Below are 22,599 nucleotides of genomic sequence, written 5' to 3' on the forward strand. Positions count from 1 at the left end.
GGGGCGCGGCGGCCGGTTCATGGTCACAGAAAGGCTGCCCGGAACCCTGGCGCTCAGAGCGCGCCCTTGGTCGAAGGAATGGTGCCGGCAGCGCGCTCGTCATGCTCGGCCGCCATGCGCAGGGCGCGGGCGAAGGCCTTGAACACGGTCTCGCACTGGTGATGGGCATTGTCGCCGCGCAGATTATCGACGTGCAGCGACACTCCAGCGTGGTTGACGAAACCCTGGAAGAATTCGCGCACGAGATCCACGTCGAAGTTGCCGATGCGGGCCCGGGTGTAGTCGACGAAGTAGTGCAGCCCGGGGCGGCCGGAGAAATCCACCACCACCCGCGACAGCGCCTCGTCCAGCGGCACGTAGGCATGGCCGTAGCGGCGCACGCCCTTCTTGTCGCCGAGCGCCTTCGCGAACGCCTGCCCGAGCGTGATGCCGACATCCTCGACGGTGTGATGGTCGTCGATGTGGGTATCGCCCTCGCACTGGATGTCGAGATCGATCAGGCCGTGGCGCACGATCTGGTCGAGCATGTGATCGAAGAAAGGCACGCCCGTGTCGAGCCGGCCTTTTCCCGTTCCGTCGAGATCGATGCGTACGGTGATCCGGGTTTCGAGGGTATTGCGAGTGACTTCGGCTTGCCGCATGGCTGGCTGTTGGCTTCAGAATGGGAGGTTCGGGCCATGATACCATCGCCCGGCAACATGGCTGCAAAACGCGGCCTGTGCGGTGGACAGCGGCAGCGCTTCGGCGTTGCCGATTCGCCACTCGAACCCCTGACCGCAGACACATCCATGAGCCGCTACTGGAGCGCCGTCGTCCACGGCCTGACCCCTTATGTTCCGGGCGAGCAGCCCAAGCTCGACAACCTGGTCAAGCTCAACACCAACGAGCACCCCTATGGTCCCTCGCCGCGCGCTCTCGAAGCGATCCGCGCCGCCACCGGCGAGGCCCTGCGCCTGTACCCCGACCCCAACGCCGACGCCCTGAAAGCGGCGCTCGCCGGGCGCCACGGCCTCCAGCCGCAGCAGATCTTCGTCGGCAACGGCTCGGACGAAGTCCTCGCCCACGCTTTCATGGCCTTGCTCAAGCACGAGCGGGCGCTGTGGTTCCCCGACATCACCTACAGCTTCTATCCGGTGTATTGCGGCCTGTACGGCATCGCCCACCGCACCGTGCCGCTCGCCGCCGACTATTCGATCCGCGTCGAGGACTATCTGCCGCAGGGCGAGAACCGTGCCGGAGCGATCATCTTCCCCAATCCCAACGCCCCCACCGGCCGCGCCCTCGCCCTGGCCGAAGTCGAGCGCATCGTCGCCGCCAACCCGGAGGCGGTGGTGCTGGTCGATGAGGCCTACGTCGATTTCGGCGGCGAGAGCGCGATCGCGCTGGTGGACAAGTACCCGAACCTGCTCGTCGTGCACACCTTTTCCAAGAGTCGCTCGCTCGCAGGCCTACGCGTCGGCTTCGCCGCCGGCCACGCCGGGCTCGTCGAAGCCCTCGAACGGGTCAAGAACAGCTTCAACTCCTATCCGCTCGACCGCCTGGCGATCGCCGGCGCGGTGGCTTCGGTCGAGGACGAAGAGCACTTCCGCGCGAGCTGCGGCAAAGTCATCGCCACCCGCGAGACCCTGCTCGGGCAGATGCGGGCGCTGGGATTCGAAGTCCTGCCTTCGGCGGCCAACTTCATTTTCGCCCGTCATCCGGCGCGGGACGGGGCCGAACTGGCGGCCGAACTGAGAAAGCGCGCGATCATCGTGCGCCACTTCAAGGCGCCGCGCATCGACCAGTTCCTGCGCATCACGGTGGGAACGGACGCGCAGTGCGCCATCCTCGTCGGCGCACTGGCGGAAATCCTCCGCGGCTGAGCCGCCTCCGGCCCGGTCAGGGCTGCAGCCGCATCTCCGCCGAGCGCGCGTGCGCCTGCAGGCCTTCGCCATGGGCGAGGATCGACGCCACCCTGCCCAGATGCTGGGCGCCGGCCTGCGAGATATTGACGATGCTGGTGCGCTTCTGGAAGTCGTAGGTGCCCAGCGGCGACGAGAAGCGCGCGCTGCGCATCGTCGGCAGCACGTGGTTGGGACCGGCGCAGTAGTCGCCGAGCGCCTCCACCGCCCAGTGGCCGACGAAGATCGCGCCGGCGTGGCGGATGCGGTCGATCCAGGCTTCGGCGTCGTCGAGCGCCAGTTCGAGGTGCTCGGGGGCGATGCGGTTGGCGAGCGCGCAGGCCTGCTCCAGGTTGTCGACGCGGATCAGCGCGCCGCGGTTGGCGAGCGACTTCGCGATCGTGTCGCGGCGCGGCATCGTCGGCAACAGGCGGTCGATCGCGTCGTGCACCGCGTCGATGAAGGCGGCGTCGGTGCACAGCAGGATCGACTGCGCCAACTCGTCGTGCTCGGCCTGCGCGAACAGGTCCATCGCCACCCAGTCGGCATGACCGGAGCCGTCGGACAGGATCAGCACCTCGGACGGGCCGGCGACCATGTCGATGCCGACGGTGCCGAACACCCGGCGCTTGGCCTCGGCGACATAAGCGTTGCCCGGGCCGACGATCTTGTCGACCTGCGGGATCGTCTGCGTGCCGTAGGCGAGCGCCGCCACCGCCTGCGCGCCGCCAATGGTGAACACGCGATCGACCCCGGTGATCGCGGCGGCAGCCAGCACCAGCGGATTTTTCTCGCCGCGCGGAGTGGGCACGACCATGATCAGCTCGCCGACGCCGGCGACCTTGGCCGGGATCGCGTTCATCAGCACCGAACTGGGATAAGACGCGCGCCCGCCCGGAACATAGAGGCCGACGCGGTCGAGCGGCGTGACTTTCTGCCCCAGGCGGGTGCCGTCGGCCTCGGTGAAGGTCCAGGACTCGCCCTTCTGGCGCTCGTGATAGGCGCGTACGCGCTCCGCGGCGATAGAGAGCGCCTCGCGCTGCGCGGACGGCAGGCGCTCGAGCGCGGCATCGAGTTCGGCCTTCGGCAGCTCCAGCGCCGCCATCGAATGCACCTCCAGACCGTCGAAGCGGCGGGTGAATTCGACCACTGCAGCGTCACCGGTAGTGCGCACCGCGCGCAGGATCTCGGTGGCGGCGGCATCGATGCGTTCATCGGCTTCGGATTCGAAGGCGAGCAGCGCGTCGAGGGTGGAGAGGAATTCGGGCTCGCGCGCGTCGAGGCGACGAATCGCCGTGCGCGCAGACGCGGGGGTGGCGGAAATCGGACTCATCGGAGCCTCCTCAGGGCCGGATCGCGCCGGCGAAGGCGTCCAGCACCGGCTGCAGCAGTTCGCGCTTGAGCTTGAGCGAGGCCTGGTTGACGATCAGGCGCGAACTGATCGGCATGATGTCCTCGACCTCTTCGAGATTGTTCGCGCGCAGCGTGCCGCCGGTCGAGACCAGATCGACGATCGCGTCGGCCAGCCCGACCAGCGGCGCCAGCTCCATCGAGCCGTAGAGCTTGATCAGGTCCACATGCATGCCCTTGCCGGCGAAATGGGCCTTGGCGGCATTCATGTACTTGGTGGCGACGCGGATGCGCCCGCCCGGCCGGGTGGCGGCGACGTAATCGAAGCCTTTCTGCACCGCAACGCACAAGCGGCACTTCGCGATGTTCAGATCCAGCGGCTGGTACAGCCCCGCGCCGCCGTGTTCGAGCAGCACGTCCTTGCCTGCGATGCCGAGGTCGGCGGCGCCGTACTGGACGTAGGTCGGGGTGTCGGTCGCGCGCACGATGACCAGGCGCACATCGGGGCGGTTGGTGCCGATGATCAGCTTGCGCGAGGACTCGGGATTGTCGGTCGGCACGATGCCGGCGGCTGCCAGCAGCGGCAGCGTTTCTTCGAAGATGCGCCCCTTGGACAGGGCGAGCGTGATGCTGGACACGGGGAAAGCCTTGATCGATCGGGCCATCATTGTAACCCGGCGCCGCTTCTGTTAGCCTTTCGGCGACGGGCTGAACCGCAAGAGGCGGTTCGGCCTTTTGTTTTGTTCCGCGGCCGCCCCGGCGCACATTTCGAGCAGGAAACCCGTAGCATGAAACCGTCGATCATCGTCTCCAGCAGCGACCTCGAGCGCCTCGAAGGCCTGCTCACCCTTCCCGCCTTCCGCAGCCGCAGCGACCTCGACGGCCTGCGCGCGGAACTCGAGCGCGCCGACGTGCGCGAACCGGAAGAAATGCCGGCCGACGTCATCACGATGAACAGCCGCGCCCGCTTCCTGGAGGAAAACACCGGGCGCGAGTACGAGCTGACCCTGGCCTACCCCAAGGACGCCGACGCCGAAGCGCACCGGGTGTCGATTTTCTCGCCCGCCGGCAGCGCCCTGCTCGGCCTGTCCAGCGGCCAGACGATCGACTGGAAGACGGTCGACGGCAAGACGATCCGCCTGAAAGTGCTCGAAGTCACCTGGCAGCCCGAAGCCAACGGCCAGTTCGACCTCTGAGCATCCCAAGCGCCCCTCAAACAGGGGAAGGGCAGCGGAAGGCGCCCTCGAAGAAAACCCGGAATCCGGCCATATCTTTCCTTGAGCGCACTGGCCGCGACCGGGGCTGGCGCCCCGGCGGTTTCAGGTCAGGCGCCTGACCTTCGCCCCCAGCGCCGCCAGCTTGGCTTCCAGCCGCTCGTAGCCACGGTCGAGATGGTAGATGCGCTCGATCGTGGTCTCGCCCTCGGCGACCAGGCCGGCGACCACCAGGCTGGCCGAGGCGCGCAGATCGGTGGCCATCACCGTCGCCCCTTCGAGCTTCGCCACGCCCTGCACCACCGCGGTATTGCCATCGATGCGGATGTCGGCCCCCAGGCGCTGGAGCTCGACCGCATGCATGAAACGGTTCTCGAAGATCGTTTCGCGGATCATCGCCACCCCGCTGGCGACACAGTTGATCGCCATGAACTGGGCCTGCATGTCGGTGGGGAAAGCCGGGTAGGGCGCGGTGCGCAAGCTCACCGCGCCGAGCCGCGCCGGCGCCTTGAGGCGGATCGCGTCGCGTTCGGAGACGATCTCGCAGCCGGCGTCCATCAGCTTGTCGATCACCGCATCGAGATAGCACGACGACGTGCCGGTGAGCCGGACCTCGCCGCCGGTGACCGCGGCCGCGCACAAGTAGGTCCCGGTCTCGATGCGGTCGGGCATGATGCGGTGGGTCGCGCCGTGCAGGCGATCGACGCCGCGGATGCGGATCACGTCGGAACCGGCGCCGGAAATCTGCGCTCCCATCGCCACCAGGCAGTTGGCCAGGTCGACGACCTCGGGCTCGCGCGCGGCGTTCTCGATCACCGTTTCGCCGGCGGCGAGCGTCGCCGCCATCATCAGGTTCTCGGTACCGGTGACGGTGACCATGTCGGTGAACAGGCGCGCGCCCTTCAGCCGCGGCACGGTGGCGTGCACATAGCCGTGCTCGACGCGGACCTCGGCCCCCATCGCCTGCAGGCCCTTGATGTGCTGATCCACCGGGCGGGCACCGATCGCGCAGCCGCCGGGCAGCGACACCCGGGCCTCGCCGCAGCGCGCCACCAACGGGCCGAGCACGAGGATCGAGGCGCGCATGGTCTTGACCATCTCGTAGGGCGCGACCGGATTGTCGAGGCCGCCGGCGTCGAGGGTCACAGTGTGCCCCTCGCGCGCGACCTTCACTCCCATCTGCCCGAGCAGCGCCAGCAGGGTGTCGATGTCGTTGAGGCGCGGCACGTTGGTGAAGGTCACCGGCTCGGCGCTCAGCAGCGCCGCACACAGGATCGGCAGCGCCGCGTTCTTGGCGCCGGAAATGGCGATCTCGCCGTGCAGGCGGGCCCCGCCTTCGATCAGCAGCTTGTCCATGCGAATGTCACATCCCCAGCTCGCCGCGACCTTCCTCCCACTGCGCGGGAGTGAAGGTCTGCAGCTGCAGGGCGTGGATCTCGTTGCCCATCAGGGGCCCGAGGGTGGCATACACCGCCTGGTGCTGGCGCACCTTGGTCTTGCCCTCGAACGCGGCGCTGGCGACGATGCCGCGGAAATGGACGCCGTCGTCGCCCTCGATGAAGACGAACTCGCAGGGCAAGCCCTGCTCGATCAGACGCTTGATCTCGCTTGCTTCGAACATGATGAATCCTTTCAGGAACGCAGCTTGTAGCCCCGGGCAAGCATCGCCAGGGTGAGGGCCGCGAGGGAGACGAAACACAGGCACACCACGCCCAGCGACAGCCAGGGCGAAGTGTCCGATTGACCGAAGAAACCGTAACGGAAGCCGTCGATCATGAAGAAGAACGGGTTGAAATGCGATACGTCCTGCCAGAACCGCGGCAGCGAGTGGATCGAGTAGAACACGCCCGAGAGCATCGTCAGCGGCAGGATGAGGAAGTTCTGGAAGGCGGCGAGCTGGTCGAACTTGTCCGCCCAGATGCCGGCGATGACGCCGAAGGAGCCGAGGATCACCCCGCCCATCACGGCAAAGGCCAGCACCCACAACGGATGGGCGAGCGGCAGCTCGACGAACGGCGAAGCGACCGCCAGCACGCCGGCCCCCACCATCAGCCCGCGCAGGGTCGAGGCGATGACGTAGGCGGCGTAGAACTCACGGTAGGACAGCGGCGGCAGCAGCACGAAGATGATGTTGCCGGTGATCTTGCTCTGGATCAGCGACGACGAGCTGTTGGCGAAGGCGTTCTGCAGCACCGACATCATCACCAGACCCGGCACCAGGAAGCTGGTGTAGGCGACATCGCCATAGACGGTGACGTGGCGCTCGAGCACGTGGGAGAAGATCAGCAGGAACAGCAGGGCGTTGAGCACCGGCGCGGCCACGGTCTGGAAGCCGACCTTCCAGAAGCGCAGCGTTTCCTTGTAAAGCAGGGTGCGGAAGCCGGCCAGCGGCGACTCCGCCGCCAACGGCTCGATGCGCGGCGGCACGACCGCGCGCGGGGACGGTTCAGGCACGATGCATCACCTCGACGAAGACGCGCTCGAGATCGGGTTCGCCGAGCTGCAGCTCGCTCACGCCGGCGCCGGCCTCGCGCAGACGGGCGAGCAGTCGCTCGACATCGGCATAGCTGTCGAAGGCGAGCTCGATCCAGCCTTCCGCGCCCTCCACCCCACCGAGGGCAAGCGCGGCCGCCGGCGCCTCGGCGCGCACGCGCAGGGTGTGGGTGGCAAAACGCCGTAACAGATTTTCGGTGGTGTCGAGCGCCACCACCTTGCCGGCCTTGAGCATGGCGATGCGCCCGCACAGGGTTTCGGCCTCTTCCAGGTAATGGGTGGTGAGCACGATCGTGTGGCCGTCGCGATTGAGCTTGCGGATGAACTGCCACAGCCCCTGGCGAAGTTCCACATCCACGCCCGCGGTGGGCTCGTCGAGGACGATCACCGGCGGCCGGTGCACCAGGGCCTGGGCCACCAGCACGCGCCGCTTCATGCCCCCCGACAGCATCCGCATGTTGGCCCCGGCCTTGTGGCTCAGGTCGAGGCTGGCGAGGATCTCGTCGATCCAGTCGTCGTTGCGGCGGATGCCGAAATAGCCCGACTGGATGCGCAGCAGCTCGCGCACCGAGAAGAAGGGGTCGAACACCAGTTCCTGCGGCACCACACCGAGGTTGCGGCGCGCGCTGCGGTAGTCGGCGACGACATCGCAGCCCATGATCTCGAGGCTGCCGCGGTCGGCGCGCACCAGGCCGGACAGCGCCGAAATCAGCGTGGTCTTGCCCGCGCCGTTGGGCCCGAGCAGGCCGAAGAATTCGCCCTGGGCGATCTCCAGGTCCACCCCGCCGAGTGCCTGCAGCGCACCGTAGTGCTTGGTGACGCCGCGAATGCGGATCGCGGGCAGCATCATGCCTCACCTTCGCGTGGCAGCACCGCATCGAGGTCGTACAGCGCCGCGAGGCTCGCCAGCCCCTGCGGCAGGTTGCGCAATTTCAGGCTGTGCCCTGCCGCGCGTGCGGCGCGCAGCCAGTCGAGCAGCAGCGCGAGCGCGGCCGAATCGGCTTCGGTGACGGCGGCGAAATCGACGACGAGATCGCCCTCGCCCGCCCGCCGCCGCCCCTCGTCGAGCAGCGCGGGGGCGGTACGCATCGTCAACGCCCCTTGCGGGGCGAACCGCGCGGCGGCCCCGGCTCCGTTCATGAACGCTTCTGCTCGTCGACGAGCGCGCGGTTGCGCGCCTCGAGCGAGGCGATCAGGCCGTCGATGCCGCCGCTGCGGATTTCCTGGGCGAAGCTGCTGCGGTAGTTGGTCACCAAGCTCACACCAGCGACGACGACATCGAACACTTTCCAGCCCTGCGCGCCCTTTTCCAGCATGTAGTCGATGCCGATCGGCTGGGCGCCGGACTGGCGCACTTCGGTGCGGATCTGCACCCGGGTATCGGCCGGAGTGAAGCGCGAAGGCAGGAAAGCGATGACCTGGTCGCGATACTGGGTCAGCGCATTCGAGTAGGTGCGCACCAGCAGGGTACGGAAGGCTTCGGTCAGGCGCTCCTGCTGCTCGGAACTGGCCTCGCGCCAGTCGCGCCCGACCGCGAGCATGGTCATGCGGCGGAAGTCGAAATGCGGCAACACCCGCGCATCGACCAGTTCGATGACGCGCTGGGTGTCGCCGGCCTGGATCGCCTTGTCGCGACGCACGATCTCCAGCACTTCGTTCGTGACATCGCGCACGAGGACGTCGGGCGCCGTGACATCGGCCATCGCCGCCGGCAACAAGCCGGCGAACAGGAAACAGCACAGGGCAAGCAGTTTTTTCATGATCTTTCGCCTACTTCATCGATTGTGCGGAAGTGCCGCCGGCCTCGACCGCGCCCCCCGGAGCCGGGCCAGTTCCAGGCTCGCCACCGCGGCAACGGCGGCCACATCGATTCCGTCGCCGAGCGGGGATGCCGACAGGTCGTCGAAATCTTCGTACACCCGCTCCCGCTTGCCATCACTGACCTTGTAACGGCGTTGTTCGAGGTAGAAGTCGCGGACATAGGCGTATTTGTCCAGCGTCGCCTCCTCGAGCGTGCGCTCGGCACCGAGCAGGGTGTGACGGGTGTGGACGATGCGCACGCCGGTCAGGGTATTGCGCGTCGGCACGTGACCGATCCGAAGCGGGCTGTCGCCCTCGATGTCGGCCGGCAATGCCAGGGCATCGCGCACCGTGCGCGGGCCGAAGAACGGCAGCACGATATAGGCGCCCTCGCCTACTCCCCAGTGTCCGAGGGTCTGGCCGAGGTCCTCGTCGTGCTTGGCCAGGCCCGCCTCGCTGGCGATGTCGAGCACGCCGAGCACCCCCCAGGTCGAGTTGAACGCGAAACGCATGAAATCGCCCAGCGACTCGGCCACCTTGCCTTGCAGCAGGTTGTTGAGGCCGATCCAGGGGTCGGCCAGGTTGCCGAAGAAATTGCCGATACCGGTCCGCAGCGGCACCGGCACAACGGACGCGTACGCCCGGGCCGCGGGTTCGAGGGCGACCTTGTCGACCTGCTCGTTGAACGCGAACATCGCCCGGTTATAGCCTTCGAGCGGATCGCCGGGCGTCGCCGTGGTGGCGCAGCCGGCGAGCATGGCTGCCGCCAGCGCGATTGCCGCCAGGCCCCGGTGGCGAAGGAAACGGAATTGCACCTGCATCGGCGGTGATCTCCAGGATGGTCGCTGCGGGCTTACTGCGCCGTCGCCGGCGGCGTGTCCGCTGCACGATCGAACATGAACTGGCCGATCAGCTTTTCCAGCACCATCGCCGACTGGGTAATCAGCACGCGGTCGCCGTCCTTCAGCACCTCGACATCGCCCCCCGCTTCGAGGCCGACATACTGCTCGCCGAGCAGGCCGGAGGTGAGGATCGAAGCCGTGGAGTCCGCCGGGAAGGCGTAGCGGCGGTCGATCTCGAGATCGACCACCGCGCGGTAGATTTCGGGGTCGAAGCGGATGCCGGAGACACGGCCGACGAGCACGCCCGCGCTCTTGACCGGGGCGCGCACTTTCAAGCCGCCGATATTGTCGAACGGCGCCACCACCCGGTACGCGTCGCCCGCGTTGAAGCCGGACGAATTGCCCACCCGCAGCGCCAGGAAAACCAGCGCCGCGAACCCCAGCGCCACGAAAATGCCGACCCACAGGTCGAGCGCGGTACGACTCATCATAGCCCCCGGAACATGAAGGAGGTGAGCACGAAATCGAGCGCCAGGATCACCAGCGCCGAAGTGACGACCGTGCGGGTAATGGCGCGCGACACGCCTTCCGCGGTCGGATGGCAGTCGTAGCCCTCGAACACCGCGATCAGGGACACCACGAAACCGAAGACGAAGGACTTGATCACCCCGTTCACGACGTCGTAGCGGATCTCCACCGCAGCCTGCATCTGCGACCAGAAGGCGCCGTCATCGACGCCGATGACGACGACGGTGATCAGCCAGCCGCCGAACACCCCCATCGCCGAAAACAGCGCCGCCAGCAGCGGCATCGACAGCACGCCGCCCCAGAAACGCGGTGCCACCACGCGCGCGACCGGATCGACCGCCATCATGTCCATCGCCTTCAACTGCTCGGTGGCCTTCATCAGGCCGATCTCGGCGGTGATCGCCGAACCGGCACGGCTGGCGAACAGCAGCGCGGCGATCACCGGGCCGAGTTCGCGCAGCAGGGAAAGCGCCACCATCACCCCGACCGCATCGGCCGAACCGTAGCGCTGGAGGATGTCGTAGCCCTGCAGGCCGAGCACGAGGCCGACGAACAGGCCGGACACGCAGATGATCAGCAGCGACAGCACGCCGCTGAAGTACAGCTCGCGGACGGTCAGGTGGATGCGCCGCAGCGGCTGACCGGAAGCGAGCAGGACCGCGGCCAGGAAACGAGTGGCGAAACCCAGCCGCCAGATGCCGTCGATGGTGAGGGCACCGACATGGCGCAGCGCGGCGAGCACGCCGTTCATGCCGCCGCCTCGCCGAACAGGCTCTCGATCGGCGGCGCCGGATAATGGAAGGGTACGGGGCCGTCGGCCTCGGCATGAACGAACTGGTGCACGAAAGGATCGGACGAAGCCCGGATCTCGTCCGGCGTGCCCTGGGCGACGATGCTCCCGCCGGAGACGAAATAGATGTAATCGACGATCGCCAACGATTCGTGCACATCGTGGGTCACCATCACCGTCGCCGCACCGAGCGCGTCGTTGAGGCGGCGGATGAGCTGGCCGATGATGCCGAGCGAAATCGGATCGAGTCCGGCGAACGGTTCATCGTACAGGATCAGCATCGGGTCGAGCGCCACCGCGCGCGCCAGCGCCACCCGGCGCGCCATGCCCCCCGACAGCTCGCCCGGGCGGAGGCGCGCGGCACCGCGCAGGCCGACCGCCTGCAGCTTCATCAGCACCAGATCGCGCACCATGCCGGAAGGCAGCTCGGTGTGCTCGCGCAGCGGGAAGGCGACGTTGTCGAACACGCTCATGTCGGTAAACAAGGCGCCGAACTGGAACAGCATGCCCATCCGCCGGCGCAGTGCGTACAGCTCGCCCAGCGGCAGCTTGGCGACGTCGTGCCCGTCCACTTCGACGGCGCCGGCCGAAGCCCGCAACTGCCCGCCGATCAGGCGCAGCAAGGTGGTCTTGCCGCAACCGCTCCCGCCCATGATGGCCACCACCTGCCCGCGATGCACGCGCAGGTCGATGCCGCGCAGCACTTCGCGCTCGCCATACGCAAAACGCACGTCGCGCAGGGAAACCAGCGGGGAGGCCGAGACGGAAGGAGGGGACACGTCGAAATAAAGGGGATTCGTGAACGAAAAATTATATCAGAGAAGAACCGGCTCACGAGCCTCCCTGCTGCAATGCAGCAACCCTTTCCCGCACATGGTTTTCCCCGCAATGGCGGCCCGTTCATGGCCGCCGTGATCACCGCAAGAAAGCCCGGCCACCCCTCTATTTATCCTAAATAAATATTCCATTTATTTATTCACGGATATAGCATCATGCAAATGAGATGATTGTTGCGATTACACCAAATGCATATCCGGATCGCCACTGCAGCACTCGCCTTGCTTGCCGCATGCACTCCGCTCCAGCCCCGCCAGCCACCGAGCGGGCATCTGGGCAAGACAGTGGACGCGCCCCTTACGCCCGCGGCAGCCCCATCCACACGCCCTTCCCGCGCTGCCGCCCAACCGCCCGCCATCGTCGCCGCACGCCCCTCAGCCGCCTCCCCGGAGGCGGAAGCCGCCACCTATTCCGTCGCTGTCCACGACCTCCCGGTCGCCCAGCTTCTCCTCGCCATCGGGCGCGATGCCGGACTCGAGCTCGACCTGCATCCCGGCCTCGAAGGCCACATCACCCTCAATGCCATCGACCAGCCCCTCACCCGCCTGCTCGAACGCATCGCCGAACAGGCCGAAATCCGCTACCGCCTCGAAGGCCGCCATCTGGTCGTCCGACCGGACACTCCTTTCATCCGCAGCTACACGCTCGACTACGTCAACCTCGATCGCGACATGCGCGGCACCGTGGCGACCAGCACCCAGATCGCCACCTCATCCGCCGGCGCACGCACGGAAGCGACCGGCAACGCTTCCATCACCCAGATCGAGACCCGTGCCGGCAACAACTTCTGGTCTGCCCTGGAAGCGAACCTGAACACCTTCCTCGACGCCGCCGCTTCGCCCCGATGTGTCCAGGCGGACGGCTGCGGCAACACCAACGTCATGATCAACCGTGAAAGCGGAGTGCTGATGGTGCGCGCCACCGCCCGCCAGCACGAACAGCTGGCCGACTTCCTCGGCCGGGTACAGGAGGCGGCACGCCGCCAGGTCATGATCGAAGCCACGGTCGTCGAAATCACCCTTGCCGACGGCTACCGCCAAGGCATCGACTGGAGCCGCCTCGATCTTCCGGGATGGACCGTTCGCCCGCGCGGCAGTAACGACGGCACCACCGCCCAACCCACGATCGGCTACCTGTCTGCGCGCCACGACGTCCGGATCGAACTGCTGGAGACATTCGGCACCGTCAAAGTGCTGTCCAGCCCCCGCCTGTCGGTCCTCAACAACCAGACCGCGATGCTCAAGGTGGTCGAAGAGGTGGTCTATTTCATCGTCGACAGCACCACCACCGAATACGACGACCGCAAGCAGGCCCGTATCACCGCCACCACCACGCCGCAGTCGGTATCGGTCGGCATGGTGATGGCGGTGACGCCGCAGATCGCCGCCAGCGGCGACATCACTCTCAACGTGCGCCCGACCATCGCCGGCATTTCCGGCTTCAAGGATGACCCCAACCCGACGCTGCGCGACATTCCGAACCGGGTGCCGCAGATCCGCACCCGCGAGATCGAGTCCATGCTGCGCCTGCGCAGCGGCGAGATCGCAGTGCTCGGCGGGCTGATGGAGGACCGCATCGACCACGACACCGGGCGCATCCCCCTGCTCGGCCACCTTCCCCTGCTCGGCGAGCTGTTCACCCGCCGCGACAGCACCGTGCGGCGGACCGAACTGCTGATCTTCCTGCGTCCGGTGCTGATCGACGACCCGAGCACGGCGGGCGATTTCACCCCCTATGCGGCACACCTTCCGGCCGCCGCCTTCCTCGATGGCGGATCGACGCCCGCCCCCCGCCCCGCCCTCCCCGCATCCCGGAGCCGGCCATGAGCGCATCGGCCTCGCTCGGCCAGAGCCTGCTCGCCGCCCGCCTGATCGGCGAGGACCAGCTGCGCATCGCCGAACACGAGCGGCTCCAGCATGGACGCTCCCTGGGGCAGGTGCTGGTGGAGTTGGGCTTCGTCAGCGAGGCCGCGCTACGCACCACCCTCGCCGCCCGCAGCGGCCTGCCTCCGGTGGATCTGAGCAATGCCCTTCCCGCGCCCGATGCGCTCGCCCGCATCCCCCAGGCGCTGGCCCGCCGCCACCGCCTGCTGCCCCTGCACTACGATGGTGTCCGCCGCCACCTGGTCGTCGCCACCGCCGATGCCCACGACATCGTCGCCGTCGATCGCCTGCGCAGCGCCCTCGAGCCCGGAACGCAGATCGAGCTGCGCCTCGCCGGCGAAGGCGAAATCGGCCGCGCCATCGAACAGCACTACGGCCAGGCCGGCTCGATCGACGAACTCGTGCGCGCCCTCGAGCTGCGCGATGACGAGCATGCCGGCGCGCGCGACCCCGGGCTCGTCATCCGCCTCGTCGACGCCCTGCTCGCCGACGCCGTCGCCCATGCCGCATCCGACGTGCACTTCGAACCCGAAGCCGGCTTCCTCCGCATCCGCCACCGCACCGACGGCACCCTGCATCAGGTGCGCGCCCTCCACAAGTCGTACTGGCCGGAGCTGGCAGTACGGATCAAGGTCATGGCCGGGCTCGACATCGCCGAATCGCGCAGTCCCCAGGACGGGCGCATCCGCCTCGCCGTCGGCGGACGCCCGATCGACTTCCGCGTCGCCACCCAGCCCACGCTGCACGGCGAAAACATCGTGCTGCGCATCCTCGACCGCGACAAGGGCATCGTCGCGCTCGACGCCCTCGGACTGGATGCACCCCAGCACGCCGCGCTCGGGCGCATCCTCGACCGCCCCGAGGGGCTGGTGCTGGTCGTCGGCCCCACCGGCAGCGGCAAGACGACGACGCTGTACTCGATCCTCAGCCACCTCAACAGCGAGGCGGTCAACATCATGACCCTCGAAGATCCGGTCGAATACCCGCTGGCGCTGATCCGCCAGACCCAGGTCGGCGAGGCCTCCCGCCTCGGCTTCGCCGACGGCGTGCGCGCCCTGCTGCGTCAGGACCCAGACATCCTGCTGATCGGCGAGATCCGCGATGCCGACACCGCGACGATGGCCCTGCGCGCCGCGCTCACCGGCCACCAGGTGTTCGCCACCCTCCATGCCAACTCCGCGCTCGGCGCACTGCCGCGCCTGTTCGACATCGGCCTGCGCGCTGCGCTGCTCGCCGGCAATCTGGCCGGCATCATCGCCCAGCGCCTGCTGCGCCGGCTCTGTCCGGCCTGCCGCGAAACGGTCGCCGCATCGCCTCAGGACTGCGCCCGCCTCGGCCTTCCCGCCGACGCCCCGCCGCCGCTGTACCGGGCGCGCGGCTGCCCGGAATGCGACTTCCGCGGCTACCGCGGACGCTTCGCGATCATGGAAGTGCTTCCTTTCGACCGCCACCTCGACGCCCTGCTCGCCGCCGGTGCCGGCACCGACGCGCTGTACACCGCCGCCCGCGAGCGCGGCTGGCGGACGCTGGCCGAGGACGGCATGCGCCGCGTCCTCGACGGCAGCACCTCGGTGTCCGAACTCGCACGCGTCGTCGACCTGTCCGGACTCGGAGCGCCGCGATGAGCCTCTACCGCTACCGCGCCCTCGCCGCCAACGGCCGTCACGTGCGCGGCGAACTCGAGGCCGGCGATCTCGCCGAGCTCGAACACCGCCTGCGCCCCCTCGGGCTGATGCTGATCAACGGCGAACCGCGGCGGCGCGCCCGTCGCCCCGCCGTGCGCGTGCCGCGCCGCGAACTGATCCATTTCTGCTTCCACCTCGAGCAGCTGCTGAGCGCCGGCATCCCCCCCTTCGACAGCCTGGCCGCCTTGCGCGACGCCAGCCCCCATCCCCGCACCCGCGCCATGGTCTGCGCACTGCTCGCCGCGGTCGAGCGCGGCAAGCCTTTGTCCGACGCCGCCGCCGCGCTCCCTGGCGCTTTTTCCCCGGTGGCGGTCGGCCTGCTGCGTGCCGGCGAAGCCGCCGGCACCCTGCCGCAGGCAGTCCGCGACATCGGCGCCGCCCTCGCCCGCGACGACGAACTCGCCACCCACGCCCGGCGGATCGCGATCTACCCGGCCATCGTCGGCGGCATCCTGCTGCTTGCGGTCGTCGTCGCCCTCACCGAGCTCGTGCCCGAACTCGAGAAGCTGGCACGCAGCACCGGCCAGGCCCTGCCGCTGCAGACCCGGATCCTGGTCGCCTTGTCGCACGCCGTGCGCGACTGGGGCTGGGCGCTATTGCTCGCCCTCGCCAGCGCCGCCAGCGCCGCTGCCTGGGCGCTGGCGCGCTCGGCCGCGCTGCGCCTGCGCGCGGATGCACTCCAGCTCGCCCTGCCGCTGGTCGGCGAGATCCTGCGCAAGCTCGCCCTCGCCCGCTTCGCCGCGCTCTTCGCCACCCTGTATGGCGCCGGAATCAACGTCCTCGACACCCTGCACACCACCGAAGAGGCGGTCGGCAACCGCGCCCTGCGCGCCGGGCTGCGCGCGGCCGGGCACAGCATCGAACAAGGATCGACGATCTCGGACGCCTTCGCCGCCGCCGGCGTATTTCCCCCTTTGGTGACGCGGATGCTGAAGCTCGGCGAGCACACCGGCGCGCTCGACCGCGCCCTGGACAACGTCGCCACCCTCTATCGGCGCGACGTCAGCGAGAGCATCGCCCGCCTGCAGGCCGCGGCCGAACCCGCCCTGACCCTGGTCATGGGCGGCCTGCTGCTGTGGATCGCGAGCGCCGTGCTCGGCCCGATCTACGCCCTCACCAGCCACCTGCCGGGATAGCCGATGCGACACCGCCCCCTGCTCTTCAGCGTCGACGCGCTCGGCCTCGAATCATGGCGGACCGATCGAAGCGGCATCGCCCGGATCGCCCGTTTCGCCCCCGGCGAGCACGCCGCATTCGCCGCCTGGCTGACCGGGCGGCGGCGCGGGGAAGCCTGCCGCATGGTGGTGAATTTCGCCGACGAAAGCTTCGAGGCCGAAGATCTGCCGCGGGTGCGCGGCGCCGACCGCCGAGCGCTGCATGCCCGCCGGCTCGGCGCCTGGTTTCCGCACCCTGCCTTCGCCCGCGCGCAGGTGCTCGGCCCGGCGGGCGCCGACGCCCGCCTCGAGCACGTGCTGTTTTCCGGCCTGAATCGCCCCGCGCAGCTCGAACCCTGGCTGGAGGCGGTGCGTGCCGCCGGCCTCCGCCTCGAGCGCGTGGTACCCGCCGCCCAGCTGATCGCCCATCTGGCACCGCCTTCCGCCACGCCCCCCGCCGCACGGCTGCTCGTCGTGTTTACCCGCGCCGGCATGCGCATCTGCGAAGTCCACGGCAAGACCCTGCATTTCTCCCGTCTCGTCGGCCAGTGCACGCTGGCGAGCGCACGCCATGGCACGCAGTGGGTGGACGAAATCGGCCTTACCCGCAGCTACATCCTCGCCCGCGGCCGGATCGGCGCCGACGCTCCACTCGAGGCGACCGTGCTCACGCCGCCGGGCGCCCTCGCCCCCGCCGACGAAGCCCAGGCACGGCCCGGCTCCACATCGCCACCGATCCACATCGCCTTCCCGGCACCGTTCGCAGCGCTGCGCGCATGCGACGAGGAAGGGGCACCGCTCGCCGACGGCGAGTTCAGCGGGGCCCTCCTGCATGGCCTCTCGAGTGCCCCCGCGGCACTCGGCTGGCCGCTCGGAAGTCCCGCCGGCGCCGGGCTGCACCCCCCGGCCCGGCGCCGCACGGCGACCCTCGCAGCCGCACTCGCCCTCGCCGGGCTGGCGCTGGGCGCACACCCCTGGTGGTCCGCCGGGCAGGGTGCAGTCGACACGGCAGCTCTCTCGCCACCGCCCGGAACGGCGCCGAGCCCCTCCCCCCTCCCTCCCGCCGGCGGCAACACCGCGCCGCCCGCCACACTCCCGATCATGCCGCCTGCCGAAGCGGCGGTCCCCACGCCACGCCGTCGCATCGACGGCATCCTGCGCCGCCCCGACGGGCGCGATTTCATCTGGCTCGACGGTCGTCTCCTCGAACTGGACGAAACCGCGCTGTCGCTGGCTCCTGGCCCTTCCCCGAGCCTCACCCCCCGCGGTGCCCAGCAGCTCCGCCTGCACCCCGGCGACTACTGGCCACCGGCCGATCCCGGCACCGCAACGCCTCCCCCGGCAGAACCGCCGGACACGCTCCGGATCCGCATCCGCGGGGGACAAGCGCGGTGAGCCCGCCCGCCCCGGCAGCCTCCATCCGCAGGCCGTCGATCCCCCGCTGCGCCCGGGCCGGCAACGCCGCCTGGCCGCAGCCCGGCGCCCCCAAACTGCGCGGTTACGGGCTGGTGGCCGCGCTGTCGCTGGCGGCGCTGTTCGGCGCCGGCGGGCTGCTCGCCGGCGGGCAGCTGCGCACCCACGCCGTCGCCCGCGCCCACCTGCGCAGCATGGAGGCGCTCGCGCTCGCACGCGAAGCCTTGCTCGGCTATGCGCTCAGCTACGGCGAGCACCACGCCGACAAAGATTATGGTTTCCTCCCCTGCCCGGACGGCGGCAACAGCGGCTCCACCCCGCCCGGCGCCTGCGGGGCACGCGACGTGGGTGCGCTCGGACGCCTGCCCTGGCGCACGCTCGGCCTGCCCGACCTGCGCGACGGCTGGGGGCAATGCCTGTGGTATGCGGTCGGCGGCAGCGTGAAGAACAACCCCAAGCCGCTCACCCTGAACTGGGACAGTCCCGGCCAGCTCGCGCCCCACGCACCGGACGGGCGCGCACTGCGCGCCGCCGGGCCCGATGGCCTGGCCGTCGCGGCGATCTTCGCCCCCGGCCCCGTGCTGCCCGGCCAGGACCGTCCACCCGGCGCGAAGAGCGGCTGCGGCGGCAGCGACTCGGCGGAGGCCGACCTCGCGCACTATCTCGACCACGGCTACACCGCCCGCTTCAGCGCCACGATGCCGGTCACGCAGGGCGCACCGATCGGCGAGGACGCCGGGCTGACGACCGACCTGGTGGTCTGGATCGGCATCGACGACATCTTCGACGCCCTGCGCCGTCGTGCCGATCATGGCGCACATATCGACGCCCTCATCGACACCGCCGCCGACGCCCTCGCCGCCCGGCTCGGCGAAGCCGACTTCCTCGCCGCCCACACTTCCGCCACGCCCGGCGTCCTCGACATCGGCCCGCTCCCGAGCGCCGCCGCGCTCGGCCTGCCGGCGGAGGAACGCTCCCGGCTCGATCGCTGGCGCGACCAATTCCGCTTCGCCGTGTGCCGGACGGGCGAACCCTGCATCGCCCTCGCTCACGATGCCCCGCCCGCCACCGCGGGCTGTCGTGGCGTGCTGCTGTTCGGCGGAGAGCGCATCCGCAGCGGCTCCGGGCTGCAGCAGCGCGACACTCCGGAACGACGGGCCGATCCCGCCCAGTACCTCGAAGCCGACAACGCCGCCAACTTCAGCCACGGCACTCCGTCTTTCAGCGGCGCCCGCCACTTCGAGGTGGATGACCCCCTGCAGCCCGCCACCCGGGACGTAATCCGATGCCTGCCCTGAGCCCCGCCTCCGCTTCCCACTCCGGCTCCGCACAGCCCTTCCGGGCCTCTTCCCTGCGGCCGTCCGAGCGCGGTTTCACGCTCGCCGAGCTCGCCCTCGTGCTCCTCATCGTCGGCCTGCTCGGCGGCAGCCTGCTGATGCCTCTGGGCAGCCGCATCGAAGCCCGCGACCGCCAGCTCACCCTCGAACGCCTGCGCGACATCCAGCACGCCCTGACCGGCTTCGCCATCGTTCACGGCCGCCTGCCCTGCGCCAGCACCGAAGTCGATCCGCACAGCCCGCACTACGGCCTCGAGGATTCCGCCCCTTGCAGCTTCGCCGGCGAAGGGCGGCTGCCCTGGCGCACGCTGGGCATGCCCGCCCACGATGCCTGGGGCAGTCCCCGCCACCGGCCGCAGGACGGCTGGGCCGGGCACTGGCATTACCGGGTCGACCCGAACTTCGCCGCCGGTCCGATCGACGCCGCCACCTTGCCGACGGCCAACCTGCAGATCCGCACACTCGACGACAGCCCTCTCACCACCAGCACTTCGCAGGCGGTGGCGATCGTCTATTCGACCGGCCCCAACCGCAACGCCGACGGCCACAACGCCACCTACTCGGCCTCGTCCCCGGTGTATCAGGCCGGAGAAGCGGGCGCCGGGTTCGACGACCTGCTGACCTGGATCGGCCGTCCCCTGCTCGTTGCCCGCCTCGCCCAGGCCGGACGCCTGTAGCGCCGCCCCGGACCGTCACCGAGCACCGAATCCTGTTTCGCCCCTCCCATCCCCAAGGAGAACGACCATGTCCCCTCGCCAAGCCGGATTCACCCTCGTCGAAATCGCCGTCGTGCTGCTGATCATCGGCCTGCTGCTGAGCGGCGTCCTGAAAGGCCAGGCGCTGCTCGACAGCGCCCGGGTGAAGAACCTCGCGCAAGACTTCGCCAGCATTCCCGCGCTGATCCACGCCTACCAGGACAAGTACCGCGCGCTGCCCGGCGACGATGGCGCCGCGGTGCGCCACCTGTGCCTCGACGGCAGCGCATGCACGACAGCGGGCGACGGCAACGGCGCCATCGATGGCAGCTGGCATGCCGAGGGCGAAACCGAAACCTTCCGCCTGTGGCAGCACCTGCGCCTGGCCGAGCTCGCCGGCGGCAGTACGACCCCGACCGACCCCGGCTACCTGCCGCGCAATGCCTTCGGCGGCCGGATCGGCGTGCAGCGCGGCGGAGACGCGGCGGCGCTCGGCATTCCCGGCAGCCTGGTGGTGTGCTCGGCGGGGATTCCCGGCAAGCTCGTGCACCAGCTCGACCTCGGCGTCGATGACGGCGACCCCACGAGCGGCGCGATGCGCGCCGCCAGCGGCGAGATCGCCGCACCGACCCTCGTGTCGGCGACGAACCCGCTCGACGAAGCCGGCAGCTACACCGTCTGCGCCCGCTTGTAAACGTCTTCAGCCGTAGCGGTGCCTTCGTTCAGGACACCCCACCCAGCAGGCGCTGCTCAGCGGTTTCCAGCCCGCCCGGCAGGCCGAGCAGGACCACCACATCGCCCGCCTCGATACGCGTTTCCGCGCTGGGCGACAGGCCGCGGATGCCACGCCGGCGCACCGCCGAGACCGAAACGCCGAATTCGTCGAGGGCGAACTCGCCGAGCACGCGCCCGACCACCGCCGCCCCCGGCGGCACCGTCACCGATCGCAGGCGGGCGCCACCGGCCTCGCCCGCTTCGCCGACATCGCTACTGCCATGGAAAAAACCGCGCATCAGTGCGTAACGCTGGCTGCGGATGTCGCGAATGCGGCGCACGACGCGGTTAAGCGGCACCCCGATCAGCGCCAGGGCGTGGGAGGCGAGCATGATGCTGCCTTCGAAGGCCTCGGGCACCACCTCCGCCGCCCCCGCCTGGGCGAGCTTCTCCATCTCGGCCTCGTCGCTGGCGCGCACCACCACCGGTAGATCGGGACGCAGCGCCTGGGCATGGTGGATCACCCGCAGTGCGGCCTCGGCTTCGGCGAAGGACACCACCAGCGCACTTGCACGCATGATCCCCGCCGCTGCCAGCGTTTCGCGCCGCGCCGCATCGCCATAGACCACGGTATCGCCCGCCGCCGCGGCCTCGCGCACGCGCTCGGGGTCGAGGTCGAGGGCGACGTAGCCGACCCCTTCCTGTTCCAGGAAGCGCGCCATGTACTGCCCGCTGCGGCCGTAACCGCAGATGATGATGTGTTTCTGGGTGTTGAGCGACTGCGCCGCCACCCGGGTCAGCTCCATCGAGCGCAGCAGCCATTCGGAAGCCACGAAGCGCATCACCAGGCGGTCGCTGAGCTGCACGATCAACGGCGCGGCGAGCATCGACAGCACCAGCGCCGCCACCGCCGCCTGCGCCAGGGGGTGCGGCATCAGCTCCAGGCCGAGGATCTGCGACAGCAGCACGAAGCCGAATTCGCCCCCCGCGCACAGCCACAGGCCGGTACGCATCGCGGTGCCGGGAGCGGCGCCGAAAGCGCGCGAAGCAGCGAACACGACGGCGAACTTGGCCGCCAGCAGCGCGCCGAGCAAGCCGAGCACGGCGGGCAGGTTGCGCACGATTTCCATGACGTCGAGGAGCATGCCGACGGTGACGAAGAACAGGCCGAGGAGGACGTCGCGGAAGGGCTTGATGTCCTCCTCGACCTGGTAGCGGTACTCGGTCTCGGAGATCAGCATCCCGGCCAGGAAAGCGCCCAGCGCCAGCGACAGCCCGACCCGTTCCGACAGCCAGGCCAGCCCGAGCGTGATCAGCAGCACGTTGAGCATGAACAGCTCGGTCGAGCGCCGCCGCGCCACCAGGGTGAACCACCAGCGCATCAGGCGCTGGCCGAACACCAGCACCAACAGCAGCAGCACCACCGCTTTCAGCGCCGCGAGCGCGAGCGTGAACATCAGCTCTTCGGCCGGGCGCGACAGCGCCGGCAGCAGGATCAGCAGCGGCACCACGGCGATGTCCTGGAACAACAGCACGCCGATCACCTCGCGCCCATGGCGGCTGTCGAGCTCGAGACGGTCGGCGAGCAGCTTCGACAGGATCGCGGTCGACGACATCGCCAGCGTGCCGCCAAGGGCGAAGGCGGCGATCCAGCCCAGCCCGAGCAGCCGCCCGAGCACGGTGACCAGCGTGATGCTCGCCATCACCTGCACCAGCCCGAGGCCGAACACGATGCGCTTCATCGCGAACAGGCGCGGCAGCGAAAACTCGAGGCCGATCGAGAACATCAGGAACACCACGCCGAACTCGGCCAGGTGGCGCGCCCCGGCGGACTCCTGCATCAGGTTCAGCGCATGCGGCCCGCCGAGCGCGCCGACCAGCAGGTAGCCCAGCACCGGCGGCAGGTCGAGGCTGCGGAACAGGGCCACCACGACCACAGCGGCGGCCAGCAGCAGGACCACGAATTCGAGGGTATCGAGCATGA

At 69.3% G+C, this 22,599-nt stretch carries 23 protein-coding genes; 9 read left to right on the plus strand and 14 right to left on the minus strand.

Going from position 1 to position 22,599, the window contains the following annotated elements; all coding sequences use genetic code 11:
• Positions 1–53 precede the first annotated feature (53 nt).
• Complete coding sequence (gene hisB, locus MXC99_RS16505; RefSeq protein WP_247726502.1) at positions 54–641, minus strand: imidazoleglycerol-phosphate dehydratase HisB; 588 nt, start codon at positions 639–641, stop codon at positions 54–56.
• 147 nt (positions 642–788) lie between these two features.
• On the opposite strand from hisB, the gene hisC reads away from it, so the two are divergent.
• Positions 789–1,862: a histidinol-phosphate transaminase gene (hisC, locus tag MXC99_RS16510; RefSeq protein WP_247726503.1), complete on the plus strand. Its 1,074-nt coding sequence runs from the start codon at positions 789–791 to the stop codon at positions 1,860–1,862.
• Between the two features lie 16 nt (positions 1,863–1,878).
• Here the strand turns inward: hisC and hisD are convergent, their stop codons facing one another.
• Positions 1,879–3,213: a histidinol dehydrogenase gene (hisD, locus tag MXC99_RS16515; protein WP_247726504.1), complete on the minus strand. Its 1,335-nt coding sequence runs from the start codon at positions 3,211–3,213 to the stop codon at positions 1,879–1,881.
• Between the two features lie 10 nt (positions 3,214–3,223).
• Positions 3,224–3,868: an ATP phosphoribosyltransferase gene (hisG, locus tag MXC99_RS16520; RefSeq protein WP_247726505.1), complete on the minus strand. Its 645-nt coding sequence runs from the start codon at positions 3,866–3,868 to the stop codon at positions 3,224–3,226.
• A 150-nt stretch (positions 3,869–4,018) separates the two neighbouring features.
• Here hisG and rnk point away from each other — a divergent pair, with 150 nt between their 5' ends.
• Positions 4,019–4,426 carry a nucleoside diphosphate kinase regulator gene (rnk, locus tag MXC99_RS16525; RefSeq protein ID WP_075147106.1) on the plus strand — a complete coding sequence of 136 codons (408 nt, stop codon included), beginning with the start codon at positions 4,019–4,021 and terminating at the stop codon, positions 4,424–4,426.
• A gap of 123 nt (positions 4,427–4,549) precedes the next feature.
• Here rnk and murA read toward each other — a convergent pair whose 3' ends face one another.
• The 10 genes from murA to MXC99_RS16575 are packed head-to-tail and all read right to left on the minus strand — an operon-like array spanning position 4,550 to position 11,676.
• Positions 4,550–5,800 (minus strand): UDP-N-acetylglucosamine 1-carboxyvinyltransferase, encoded by a 1,251-nt coding sequence (gene murA / locus MXC99_RS16530; protein WP_247726506.1) that lies wholly within the window; start codon positions 5,798–5,800, stop codon positions 4,550–4,552.
• Positions 5,801–5,807: 7 nt separating this feature from the next.
• A complete protein-coding gene (locus tag MXC99_RS16535) occupies positions 5,808–6,065 on the minus strand; it encodes a BolA family protein (protein WP_075147104.1) in 258 nt (85 codons plus the stop codon).
• Positions 6,066–6,076: 11 nt separating this feature from the next.
• A complete protein-coding gene (locus MXC99_RS16540; RefSeq protein ID WP_247726507.1) occupies positions 6,077–6,898 on the minus strand; it encodes an ABC transporter permease in 822 nt (273 codons plus the stop codon).
• Positions 6,891–7,787, minus strand: coding sequence for an ABC transporter ATP-binding protein (locus tag MXC99_RS16545; protein ID WP_247726508.1), 897 nt, complete (start codon positions 7,785–7,787; stop codon positions 6,891–6,893). Before MXC99_RS16545 ends, MXC99_RS16540 begins: the two co-directional genes overlap by 8 nt.
• Positions 7,784–8,077 (minus strand): STAS domain-containing protein, encoded by a 294-nt coding sequence (locus MXC99_RS16550; protein ID WP_247726509.1) that lies wholly within the window; start codon positions 8,075–8,077, stop codon positions 7,784–7,786. The genes MXC99_RS16545 and MXC99_RS16550 overlap by 4 nt, the downstream gene beginning before the upstream one ends.
• Positions 8,074–8,697: an MlaC/ttg2D family ABC transporter substrate-binding protein gene (locus tag MXC99_RS16555; protein ID WP_432654261.1), complete on the minus strand. Its 624-nt coding sequence runs from the start codon at positions 8,695–8,697 to the stop codon at positions 8,074–8,076. The genes MXC99_RS16550 and MXC99_RS16555 overlap by 4 nt, the downstream gene beginning before the upstream one ends.
• 15 nt (positions 8,698–8,712) lie before the next feature.
• Entirely contained in the window at positions 8,713–9,558 is an 846-nt protein-coding gene (locus tag MXC99_RS16560) for an MlaA family lipoprotein (RefSeq protein ID WP_247726510.1), read from the minus strand.
• Between the two features lie 32 nt (positions 9,559–9,590).
• Complete coding sequence (gene mlaD, locus MXC99_RS16565) at positions 9,591–10,067, minus strand: outer membrane lipid asymmetry maintenance protein MlaD (RefSeq protein ID WP_247726511.1); 477 nt, start codon at positions 10,065–10,067, stop codon at positions 9,591–9,593.
• Positions 10,067–10,858, minus strand: a complete 792-nt coding sequence (mlaE, locus tag MXC99_RS16570) for a lipid asymmetry maintenance ABC transporter permease subunit MlaE (protein ID WP_247726512.1) — start codon at positions 10,856–10,858, stop codon at positions 10,067–10,069. The genes mlaD and mlaE overlap by 1 nt, the downstream gene beginning before the upstream one ends.
• Entirely contained in the window at positions 10,855–11,676 is an 822-nt protein-coding gene (locus MXC99_RS16575) for an ABC transporter ATP-binding protein (RefSeq protein WP_247726513.1), read from the minus strand. Before MXC99_RS16575 ends, mlaE begins: the two co-directional genes overlap by 4 nt.
• A 246-nt stretch (positions 11,677–11,922) precedes the next feature.
• Between MXC99_RS16575 and MXC99_RS16580 the strand changes: the two genes are divergently transcribed.
• The 7 genes from MXC99_RS16580 to MXC99_RS16610 all read left to right on the plus strand — a co-directional run bounded on the left by MXC99_RS16580 (position 11,923) and on the right by MXC99_RS16610 (position 20,595).
• Positions 11,923–13,560 (plus strand): type II secretion system protein GspD, encoded by a 1,638-nt coding sequence (locus MXC99_RS16580; protein ID WP_247726514.1) that lies wholly within the window; start codon positions 11,923–11,925, stop codon positions 13,558–13,560.
• Positions 13,557–15,242 (plus strand): GspE/PulE family protein, encoded by a 1,686-nt coding sequence (locus tag MXC99_RS16585; RefSeq protein WP_247726515.1) that lies wholly within the window; start codon positions 13,557–13,559, stop codon positions 15,240–15,242. The genes MXC99_RS16580 and MXC99_RS16585 overlap by 4 nt, the downstream gene beginning before the upstream one ends.
• Complete coding sequence (locus MXC99_RS16590) at positions 15,239–16,438, plus strand: type II secretion system F family protein (RefSeq protein ID WP_247726516.1); 1,200 nt, start codon at positions 15,239–15,241, stop codon at positions 16,436–16,438. The genes MXC99_RS16585 and MXC99_RS16590 overlap by 4 nt, the downstream gene beginning before the upstream one ends.
• A gap of 3 nt (positions 16,439–16,441) precedes the next feature.
• The gene (locus tag MXC99_RS16595; protein ID WP_247726517.1) at positions 16,442–17,851 is read left to right on the plus strand and encodes a hypothetical protein; all 1,410 of its coding nucleotides are present in this window, start codon (positions 16,442–16,444) and stop codon (positions 17,849–17,851) included.
• Positions 17,848–19,167 carry a hypothetical protein gene (locus MXC99_RS16600; protein WP_247726518.1) on the plus strand — a complete coding sequence of 440 codons (1,320 nt, stop codon included), beginning with the start codon at positions 17,848–17,850 and terminating at the stop codon, positions 19,165–19,167. Before MXC99_RS16595 ends, MXC99_RS16600 begins: the two co-directional genes overlap by 4 nt.
• Positions 19,155–19,883, plus strand: a complete 729-nt coding sequence (locus tag MXC99_RS16605; protein WP_247726519.1) for a prepilin-type N-terminal cleavage/methylation domain-containing protein — start codon at positions 19,155–19,157, stop codon at positions 19,881–19,883. Before MXC99_RS16600 ends, MXC99_RS16605 begins: the two co-directional genes overlap by 13 nt.
• A gap of 67 nt (positions 19,884–19,950) precedes the next feature.
• Positions 19,951–20,595, plus strand: a complete 645-nt coding sequence (locus tag MXC99_RS16610) for a prepilin-type N-terminal cleavage/methylation domain-containing protein (protein WP_247726520.1) — start codon at positions 19,951–19,953, stop codon at positions 20,593–20,595.
• Positions 20,596–20,623: 28 nt separating this feature from the next.
• On the opposite strand, the gene MXC99_RS16615 is transcribed toward MXC99_RS16610, so the two are convergent.
• Positions 20,624–22,597, minus strand: coding sequence for a monovalent cation:proton antiporter family protein (locus MXC99_RS16615; RefSeq protein WP_247726574.1), 1,974 nt, complete (start codon positions 22,595–22,597; stop codon positions 20,624–20,626).
• Positions 22,598–22,599 lie beyond the last annotated feature (2 nt).

The organism is Thauera aromatica, assembly GCF_023093595.1.
In the GTDB taxonomy this organism is placed as follows: domain Bacteria; phylum Pseudomonadota; class Gammaproteobacteria; order Burkholderiales; family Rhodocyclaceae; genus Thauera; species Thauera aromatica_A.

What these genes read in the sequence shown, in the direction of transcription:
- MXC99_RS16595 (WP_247726517.1), top strand. Translation starts at nt 16,442, where the DNA reads ATGCGACACCGCCCCCTGCTCTTCAGCGTCGACGCGCTCGGCCTCGAA.
- MXC99_RS16605 (WP_247726519.1), top strand. Translation starts at nt 19,155, where the DNA reads ATGCCTGCCCTGAGCCCCGCCTCCGCTTCCCACTCCGGCTCCGCACAG.
- MXC99_RS16555 (WP_432654261.1), bottom strand. Translation starts at nt 8,697, where the DNA reads ATGAAAAAACTGCTTGCCCTGTGCTGTTTCCTGTTCGCCGGCTTGTTG.
- mlaE (WP_247726512.1), bottom strand. Translation starts at nt 10,858, where the DNA reads ATGAACGGCGTGCTCGCCGCGCTGCGCCATGTCGGTGCCCTCACCATC.
- hisD (WP_247726504.1), bottom strand. Translation starts at nt 3,213, where the DNA reads ATGAGTCCGATTTCCGCCACCCCCGCGTCTGCGCGCACGGCGATTCGT.
- MXC99_RS16545 (WP_247726508.1), bottom strand. Translation starts at nt 7,787, where the DNA reads ATGATGCTGCCCGCGATCCGCATTCGCGGCGTCACCAAGCACTACGGT.
- mlaD (WP_247726511.1), bottom strand. Translation starts at nt 10,067, where the DNA reads ATGAGTCGTACCGCGCTCGACCTGTGGGTCGGCATTTTCGTGGCGCTG.
- MXC99_RS16550 (WP_247726509.1), bottom strand. Translation starts at nt 8,077, where the DNA reads ATGAACGGAGCCGGGGCCGCCGCGCGGTTCGCCCCGCAAGGGGCGTTG.
- MXC99_RS16560 (WP_247726510.1), bottom strand. Translation starts at nt 9,558, where the DNA reads ATGCAGGTGCAATTCCGTTTCCTTCGCCACCGGGGCCTGGCGGCAATC.
- MXC99_RS16610 (WP_247726520.1), top strand. Translation starts at nt 19,951, where the DNA reads ATGTCCCCTCGCCAAGCCGGATTCACCCTCGTCGAAATCGCCGTCGTG.
- hisC (WP_247726503.1), top strand. Translation starts at nt 789, where the DNA reads ATGAGCCGCTACTGGAGCGCCGTCGTCCACGGCCTGACCCCTTATGTT.
- MXC99_RS16580 (WP_247726514.1), top strand. Translation starts at nt 11,923, where the DNA reads ATGCATATCCGGATCGCCACTGCAGCACTCGCCTTGCTTGCCGCATGC.
- rnk (WP_075147106.1), top strand. Translation starts at nt 4,019, where the DNA reads ATGAAACCGTCGATCATCGTCTCCAGCAGCGACCTCGAGCGCCTCGAA.
- hisB (WP_247726502.1), bottom strand. Translation starts at nt 641, where the DNA reads ATGCGGCAAGCCGAAGTCACTCGCAATACCCTCGAAACCCGGATCACC.
- MXC99_RS16585 (WP_247726515.1), top strand. Translation starts at nt 13,557, where the DNA reads ATGAGCGCATCGGCCTCGCTCGGCCAGAGCCTGCTCGCCGCCCGCCTG.
- MXC99_RS16615 (WP_247726574.1), bottom strand. Translation starts at nt 22,597, where the DNA reads ATGCTCGATACCCTCGAATTCGTGGTCCTGCTGCTGGCCGCCGCTGTG.
- MXC99_RS16590 (WP_247726516.1), top strand. Translation starts at nt 15,239, where the DNA reads ATGAGCCTCTACCGCTACCGCGCCCTCGCCGCCAACGGCCGTCACGTG.
- murA (WP_247726506.1), bottom strand. Translation starts at nt 5,800, where the DNA reads ATGGACAAGCTGCTGATCGAAGGCGGGGCCCGCCTGCACGGCGAGATC.
- MXC99_RS16535 (WP_075147104.1), bottom strand. Translation starts at nt 6,065, where the DNA reads ATGTTCGAAGCAAGCGAGATCAAGCGTCTGATCGAGCAGGGCTTGCCC.